Source organism: Geomonas sp. Red32 (genome assembly GCF_023652955.1).
In the GTDB taxonomy this organism is placed as follows: domain Bacteria; phylum Desulfobacterota; class Desulfuromonadia; order Geobacterales; family Geobacteraceae; genus Geomonas.
On the sequence record NZ_JAKLOY010000017.1, the window covers coordinates 1 to 3,406 of the forward strand.

Genomic DNA, 3,406 nt, shown 5'->3' on the forward strand with positions numbered 1-3,406 from the left:
CTTCATCCTTGAACTGCGGAGAGTAACGGTTGCGAGTCTTCTTTTGTGCTTCTGCTTTCTTCACGGATCACCTCTGTCGCGAACTTTACTCGCTTAACAAGGCGTCCGTCAATGGCGGGCAAGATCAAAGAGCCTTTGCAAAGCACGCCCCCGGCCCCATCGCTGCGGCCGGATACCATGGGTTTCCAGGTTGACACAAAGAAGACGAAATCATCGGCCTGCAAATCCCACTCTCTCCAGCATTTTCCCCTCACCCTCCCTTCTCCCTCTTGTACGTTTCCTTGGTCTATCTCATTAATTTAAACTTTGACAGCTATAATGATAATCTGTATAGTCCTTTCCACCTACAAAGCGGTCGCCGAGGAGCAGGCGAAGGGGAACCAATGCCATCAAACCAATCCGGCCATGCTTAGTCGCATAGTTTGCGATTGCCCCCCAAAGACCAACCAGTCCCGAATTAAGTTTTCCTCTAGACGTGGAAGATGGATGGCCTCCTGTGGCGGTTGAGTCATTGCCATTCAGGGTGGTACCTGAAGGTTACGTGGCACTCGTCCCACCTGTTTTTGTAAAGGGCTTGTCAGTTGGCGACGTGATTGAGGTTTCGCTGGAATCTGAGCCTCGCAGAGTCGCATTCTGGCGACATGTAAAGAGATCTGGACACACTACAATCTGGTTACTGCGATTGTGCCGATCCGCCACCATCGAAGCAGTTCTTACAGAACTTCGGGGGCTTGGCTGTAACACAGTGGGACTCGAAAAGTTAGGAACCTACTCAGTCGATGTCCCAGAGACGGTTCAGATTGAAACCGTGGATGTAGTACTTGCGAACTTGGACGCTGATTCGGTTGCTGTGGCGTTTCCGTCTATGCGCCATCAAGACTAAAGAGCAGGGGCTAGAATTGGCAAAAGCCACAGGTATCAGGCACCATTTAATGTGACTCCCGAATGTGAAGATAAACCGAAGGGGCAACCGCCCTCTAATCTGCCGCCGAAATAGATGGGGTGATGCCAACAATGCGCGTGGACCAGGTCTCCGCGATTGTGAGAGTTGACAAGAGCTGGAAGGAGCTTGGCGCTACGCCGGTCACGCCGCGCCGTTGTAAGCGATGAGAGTGGCCCCAAAAGAAGACAGGACAAAAACTGCATGAATAGATATGACGGGGCCGACATGGAAGTTAACTTGAACGTTTGAAGTTCGGTCTAAGTTTGAAGGCAGGAGATCTTAATGACGTACATGATGCTTGTGATCATAGGTAACGTCGCATTTGGGCTGGCTTTGGCAAGACTGAAGGTTAGACACGTGGAGTTGTATCAAAAGGAGTTCAAGGGCTTGAGGTTTGGCTCCGTCAAAGAACTTGCTCGAATGGTCGACGTCACCATTAACCCTATGAAGTACGGATTACAGGACACACTATTTCGCTTTCTAGGCGGTATCTTCACCCTAACCTTCATCAGCTTCCTTATCGCTATCTTTACCGACTTATTGAGAAGGCATTGAGCCTCCACGAGGCCGGCAATGGGACCGGGTGTTGATAAATTGATAACTTGGGAAGAAGGGGCCGACTGAAAAACCGAGGTACTCGCGACCATTTAATCTGATGCCGAGATTGAATAAATGAGTCCAACCATGCGCGTGGACCAGGTCACGGCGATTGATAAGAGTGGGCAAAAGCTGGAGGGAGTTGGGCGCTCCGCCGGTCACGCCGCGCCGTTGTAAGGAACATAGGATAAAGAAATGCCATGGATCGAACGGAACCGGCCAACATTTTATAGCTACGCATCGGCGTTTCTCTCCGCTTGCGGGTGGAGCGCTTGTCTTGGCGGATACTTCTGGGCGTACTTTAAAGTTGTTAATATCGCTGGCACTGTGATTCCGAACGACACCTTCGTTGCTGCGTTTTTTACGTTGGTTGGCGCCGCAATATCGGCAATGGGCTTCTTGTGTGGGTTAGTAGCCTTCGGGCTAAAAGTCCGCAGTAAGGTTCTTATTGTTTCACTCGCATTAAACGGAATGCTGGCCATTCCTATAGGAGTGAGCCTGTTAATCGGCTCGATAAAAAATTGAACGACAGAGTTTGAAGCGACTCCGGCCTTTAATCATCCCCTACTGTGAGAAGTTACGCCAACGATGACAACCCTGAAAAAGGCGGGGCGGGGCGTTGAAAGGTTAGGCAAATTACAACAAAGGAGGTGGACCGGTCTCCGCACAATTGAATGCGGGAGTAAGCGTGTGAAAGTTATGCGCTCCGCCGGTCACCTTCCGCCGTTGGCGAGGAAAAAGAGAAGCATGGAATATTTATGAAACTCTTCGCTAGGTTGTATTCTATTGTGTTCGGTGGTGCTACGTTGTGGGCATGGATCACTTACTTTTCCTACCGAAATTCTACTCAGGAACATTTGCTTCCGGGTATTGTCCTAAATATCTTAACCCTACCATCCTCTCTCTTGATGGAGAAACTCATTGTTCGGTTTCCTTGTATCCTAAATAGTACGACCTCCATGTTGTCGCTGGTAACCGCGCTAGGTTTTTTCCAAATCCTATCAGTGTGGCTATTGACGAAGTGGAGCGCAGAGCGTTAAGAGGACTAAGATTTGGAAACCTGTAGGGACAGGCATTGATAAATTGGTAACTTGGGAAGGAAATGTCCCAACAAAGCGGGTGGACCAGGTCTCCGCGGCTGATGAGAGTTGGTGAAAGCTGGTGGGAGCTGGGCGCTACGCCGGTCACCCCGCGCCGTTGTACGAGATAAGAATGGGACCCCATGAAAATCCCAAACTCCATAATTGAAAAGGCAATTGCCATCGTCAGATCGGTTGTTGCTGGTACCGAAATAGAGGTTCAGGCCGAAATCCAGGACGAGGGAGCCTTTCTTCTTATCATTGCAGCACTTCCAATTGAAAATGCAGAAGTGATAAGGACAGACGCACTGATGTCATACGAAACACAACTTCTTCTGCAGTTGCCCCCTCTCATAAGACCGAAGGACAATGGCGACTATTCATGGATGGTGGTCTTCACCGAGAACGGAAAGGTAGTCCATGCGGTTATGGATACTGCGGATTTAACAACAGGCACGAAATGACCGAATGAAGCGACCATCAAGAAGTCGGGGCGAGGCGTTAAAAGGTTAGGCAAATTACAACAAAGGAGGTGGACCGGTCTCCGCAAGTAACTGAAAGTGGGGATAAGCGTGTGAGAGCTTGGCGCTCCGCCGGTCACCTTCCGCCGTTGGCAAGGATAATTCGTGAGCACAAAAAACCACTCAACCAAAAAGGAAGCAGCAATCATGCGACCGTATTGGAAGGTGGTGGCCGCATTCATGTTCATGTCCTTTTTGTTGAACTGCTTGTTTTTGTGCACCGTTTTAACTCACTTCAATACATTTAATGGCGCGCCATTAGCTGA

At 49.7% G+C, this 3,406-nt stretch carries 4 protein-coding genes; all 4 read left to right on the forward strand.

The annotated features are described in order from the left end of the window. Window positions 1-541: 541 nt before the first annotated feature. The gene (locus tag L4X63_RS24000) at window positions 542-883 is read left to right on the forward strand and encodes a DUF4265 domain-containing protein (RefSeq protein WP_350339216.1); all 342 of its coding nucleotides are present in this window, start codon (window positions 542-544) and stop codon (window positions 881-883) included. Window positions 884-1,225: 342 nt separating this feature from the next. After that, entirely contained in the window at window positions 1,226-1,498 is a 273-nt protein-coding gene (locus L4X63_RS23495) for a hypothetical protein (protein WP_250681102.1), read from the forward strand. A gap of 237 nt (window positions 1,499-1,735) precedes the next feature. Beyond that, window positions 1,736-2,065, forward strand: a complete 330-nt coding sequence (locus L4X63_RS23500; RefSeq protein ID WP_250681103.1) for a hypothetical protein — start codon at window positions 1,736-1,738, stop codon at window positions 2,063-2,065. Window positions 2,066-2,762: 697 nt separating this feature from the next. Further along, window positions 2,763-3,083, forward strand: a complete 321-nt coding sequence (locus L4X63_RS23505; protein WP_250681104.1) for a hypothetical protein — start codon at window positions 2,763-2,765, stop codon at window positions 3,081-3,083. Window positions 3,084-3,406 lie beyond the last annotated feature (323 nt).